The organism is Caulobacter sp. P1_B12_2 (genome assembly GCF_056406675.1).
In genome coordinates, this window is the sequence record NZ_JBFTZS010000464.1 from 1 (window position 1) to 3,531 (window position 3,531).

A 3,531-nucleotide genomic window follows, 5' to 3' on the forward strand; every position below is an offset into this window, starting at 1 on the left:
CGCTTCAGGTCGCGCCCCGTCGCGTCCACGGCGTCGTAGAAGGCCGCGTACCAGGCCAGGCTGGGCGTGCCCATCCGCAGGTCGGGATTGGCCAGTTGCCAGGCCTGCTGAACGCCGCCGCGGGCTCGGTCGTGGGTGAGTCTGGCGTCGAAGCCGTCCTGCCCCTCGCGTTTCCAGCCCGCTTGTCCGGGATAGCGCACGAAGCCCAGCTTCAGGCCCCGCGCCCAGCGGGCGATGCGGATCAATTCGCCCTTGGCCCTAGGGGGACCGGCGACGTCGAAATTGGGGGACGAGAGGATCACGGTGTCGGCCTGCAGCCCTTCCTCCAGAGCGCGCAGCGCGACCAAGCCGCCGTCGCCGGCGCCGAGGATCACGAACGGGTCGTGGCCGCCGACGCCGCCCTGCGGCGGGCGGATCACCGCCTTGACCATGGCCTTGGTCGCCGTGACGTCGGGGGCGAAGCTGGCGGCATGGCCCAGGTCGCGCCACGGCGTGGCCCGCTCCGACCCGCCCTGGCCCTGACGTTCCAGGATCCAGACGATGTAGTCCCGGTCGTTGAGGTCGCGGGCGGTCTCGAACCAGCCCTCGGCGGACTCGCCGTAAGCCGGCAGGATGAGGACCTGGCCTCTCGGCGCGCCGTGTGGTGCGGAGACGCCGTAGCGCTGCACCAGGTCATCGCCGACCTTCACATAGCCCCAGGCCCAGCCCGCCGGCGGGTGGAACCGGACATCCAGGGAAGGGGGCGTGCGGCTCTCGGCGAAAGGCGCACGGGCGCTGTCGTCGCCACAGGAGACGAGCGGCAAGGCCAGGAGGCAAGCCCAGGCTGCAACAGGGAGTCGGCGACGCATTCCTGGCACTCATTTCGCGCCTTTGCGCTTGATGCAAGAACACAAGCTTGATCTGGAGGCCAGGAAGGCCGATCTAGGCCTTTATGGTCACCCTGATCGACACGCTGAACCCCCGCGCTCCCGTGGATCGCGCTGTTCGCCACCCCGAAAAGCAGAACCGTCCTGATACGGCGGTGCTGCGCAAGCCCGATTGGCTGCGGGTTCGCGCCCCCGGCTCGGGCCAATACAACGAGACCAAAAGCATTGTGCGCGAGCACAAGCTGACCACGGTCTGCGAGGAAGCGGCCTGTCCGAACATCGGCGAGTGCTGGAGCCAGAAGCACGCGACCATGATGATCATGGGTGAGATCTGCACCCGGGCCTGCGCCTTCTGCAACGTCTCGACCGGCCTGCCCAACGCCCTGGACGCCGACGAGCCGCGCCGCGTGGCCGAGGCCGTCGCCAAGATGGGCCTCAAGCACGTGGTGATCACCTCGGTCGATCGTGACGATCTGGCCGACGGCGGCGCCCAGCACTTCGCCGAGGTGGTCCTGGCCATCCGCGCGGCGGCGCCGGGAACGACCATCGAGATCCTGACCCCCGACTTCCTGCGCAAGGATCGGGCCGAGAACGTGGTCATCGACGCCCGTCCGGACGTCTTCAACCACAATCTGGAAACCGTGCCGCGGCTCTATTTGAAGATCCGTCCCGGCGCCCGTTACTACAATTCCCTGCGCCTGCTGGAGCGGGTCAAGGAGCGCGACCCAACCCAGTTCACCAAGTCTGGCCTGATGGTCGGCCTGGGCGAAGCCAAGGAAGAGGTCATGCAGGTGATGGACGACATGCGCTCGGCCGGTGTCGACTTCATCACCATCGGCCAGTACCTGCAGCCGACCCGCAAACACGCGCCGATCGACCGCTTCGTGACCCCCGAGGAGTTCAAGGCCTATGAGGCGATCGCCCGGGCCAAGGGCTTCCTGATGGTCTCGGCCAGCCCGCTGACCCGCTCGTCGCATCACGCCGGCGAGGACTTCGCCAAGCTGCAGGCCGCGCGCCGGGCGCTGGACCTCAAGAGCGCCTAGGCTTGCATCGTCACGTCGTCACCCGGGTGCTGCCCTATGCGCCCGAGCAGCTGTTCACGCTGGTCGGGGATGTGGAGGCCTATCCGCAGTTCGTGCCGTGGATCACCGCCATGCGCACCTGGAACGGCCGCGCCGACGCCCAGGTCTCGACCGTGGACGCCGAGGCGCAGGTCGGGTTCTCGTTCCTGCGCGAGAAGTTCGCCACCCGGGTCCGGCGCGACGCGGCGGCTCTGAGCGTGGACGTCAGCCTGCTCTACGGGCCGTTCAAGCGGCTATCGAACCAGTGGCGCTTCACCCCGCATGAGTCTGGAACGACCGTGGAGTTCGTCATCGACTTCGCGTTCAAGTCCAAGATCCTCGACGCCATGTTGGCCGCCAACGTGGATCGGGCGGCCAACACGCTGATCGGCTGTTTCGAGGACCGCGCCCGGACGATCTACGGGGTGAAGTAAAGCCGGGGACACGCCGCGAGGGCATGTCCCCGTTTAGCGCCCCTTGAACGCCGCCGGGCGCTTCTGAAGGAACGCGCTGACGCCCTCGATGAAGTCGTCGGTCTTGCCGGCCGCCTTCTGGGCGTGGCGCTCGGCGTTGAGCTGGCCGACCCAGTCGGCGTCCAGGCTGTTCCAGACCAGCTTGCGGATCGTCGACAGGGCCGCGGGACCCGAGGCCAGTTCCCTGGCGATGGCCGTGGCGGTCGGCAGCAGCTCGGCGTCGGGCACGCAGCGATTGATCAGACCCCAGGACAGGGCGGTGGCGGCCGGAATCTTGTCGCCCAGCAGCATCATCTCCATGGCCCGCGCCTTGCCGACCAGGCGCGGCAGCAGGTAGGTCGAGCCGCCGTCCGGCACCAGGCCGATGCGGCGGAAGGCCTGCAGGAAATAGGCGCTCTCGGCGGYCACCACGATGTCGCCCAGCAGGGCGATCGAGCAGCCGACGCCGGCGGCCGGTCCGTTGATCGCGGTGACGATCGGCAGCGGGAAGTCGCGCAGCAGGCTGACTAGCGGGTTGTAGGTGCTTTCCAGGGCCGAGCCGGCGTCCGGCTTGCCGTCGACATCGGCCTCGCGGTTGGCTGGACCGCCGCCGCCCGAGAGGTTGGCGCCCGAGCAGAAGCCGCGGCCTTCGCCGGTCAGGATCACGGCGCGCGCCTCGACCTTGCCGGCAGCCACCGAGCCGAAGGCGTGGGCCAGTTCGCGGGCCATTTCCAGGCTGGCGGCGTTGAGGGTTGCGGGATCGGAGAGGGTGATGACGGCCAGGCCGTCGGCGGCCTCGAGCCGGATCTTCTCGTAGGTCATGGCGTCCTCCCAAGGCTTGTCGCTCTTGCCTGACTCTAGGCGCGACTAACCTTGGGGAAGACCAGAAAAATCTGAGACGCCCCGCTTGGGGCTCTCAAGGTCAGGCCGCGTTGGCGGAGTCCAGCTTGGTCTCGGCGGCGCTGACGCGGTTACGGCCGCCGCGCTTGGAGGTGTAGAGCGCCGCGTCGGCCCGTTCCATGACCGAATGGCCGGTCTCGCCCGGACGACGCTCGGCGAAGCCCGACGAGATGGTGATCGCGCCCAGGTCCTCGTTGGTCGAACGACGCTTGAGCATGCGCGAGGACACCTCGACGCGGATCTCTTCCAGGG

At 68.4% G+C, this 3,531-nt stretch carries 5 protein-coding genes; 2 read left to right on the top strand and 3 right to left on the bottom strand.

Annotation, left to right across the window (positions count from 1 at the left end):
• Positions 1 to 803: alpha/beta hydrolase (locus AC1DZ6_RS21500; RefSeq protein WP_477099167.1), on the bottom strand; the 803-nt coding region annotated here is incomplete at its 3' end.
• 128 nt (positions 804 to 931) lie between these two features.
• Between AC1DZ6_RS21500 and lipA the strand changes: the two genes are divergently transcribed.
• Positions 932 to 1,909, top strand: coding sequence for a lipoyl synthase (gene lipA, locus AC1DZ6_RS21505; protein WP_477099168.1), 978 nt, complete (start codon positions 932 to 934; stop codon positions 1,907 to 1,909).
• 2 nt (positions 1,910 to 1,911) lie between these two features.
• Positions 1,912 to 2,361, top strand: coding sequence for a type II toxin-antitoxin system RatA family toxin (locus AC1DZ6_RS21510; protein WP_477099169.1), 450 nt, complete (start codon positions 1,912 to 1,914; stop codon positions 2,359 to 2,361).
• Positions 2,362 to 2,394: 33 nt separating this feature from the next.
• Here AC1DZ6_RS21510 and AC1DZ6_RS21515 read toward each other — a convergent pair whose 3' ends face one another.
• Together AC1DZ6_RS21515 and AC1DZ6_RS21520 are read right to left on the bottom strand one after the other, a co-directional pair.
• Entirely contained in the window at positions 2,395 to 3,201 is an 807-nt protein-coding gene (locus tag AC1DZ6_RS21515; RefSeq protein ID WP_477099170.1) for an enoyl-CoA hydratase/isomerase, read from the bottom strand.
• A 100-nt stretch (positions 3,202 to 3,301) separates the two neighbouring features.
• On the bottom strand, positions 3,302 to 3,531 hold a 230-nt coding region (locus AC1DZ6_RS21520; RefSeq protein WP_477099171.1), incomplete at its 5' end, for a diguanylate cyclase domain-containing protein.

What these genes read in the sequence shown, in the direction of transcription:
- lipA (WP_477099168.1), top strand. Translation starts at nt 932, where the DNA reads ATGGTCACCCTGATCGACACGCTGAACCCCCGCGCTCCCGTGGATCGC.